Annotated in this window: 1 protein-coding gene; it reads right to left on the reverse strand. The window is 69.9% G+C overall.

The genetic code is table 11. The features are described 5' to 3' along the window. Positions 1–317: site-2 protease family protein (locus ABGA94_RS04980; RefSeq protein WP_375366555.1), on the reverse strand; the 317-nt coding region annotated here is incomplete at its 3' end. Between the last annotated feature and the right edge of the window lie 28 nt (positions 318–345).

Here is a 345-nt window from a genome sequence, read left to right on the forward strand (position 1 = left end):
GGTCGAACGCAGCGCAGGTCTGACGTCGCGCCATCGACGATCAGCGGCGTGCCTTCGCCGCGTGCGTTGAAGGCCTGCAGCGGCGCCTGCACGCCGCATAGCACCTGCCGTTCGCCCGCCCAGCTGATCGGCTGTGGCGACCACAGCGGCCGGCCGAAGCCGACCGAGAAACGCAGGATCTTGACCCCGCACAGGCGCCCGACCCAGTAATGCCCGAACTCGTGGAAGGTGACCAGCAGCGAGTGGGCGTCGGCGTTGGAGATCGACGCGACCTGGTTCAGCGGGGTGCTGGCGTTGCCATAGGCGCTGACCGTCACGCGGTCCAGCAGGGCCGGGGTGGCACGC

It is taken from the genome of Stenotrophomonas sp. 3diitr2024 (assembly GCF_042136455.1).
Classification (GTDB): domain Bacteria; phylum Pseudomonadota; class Gammaproteobacteria; order Xanthomonadales; family Xanthomonadaceae; genus Stenotrophomonas; species Stenotrophomonas sepilia.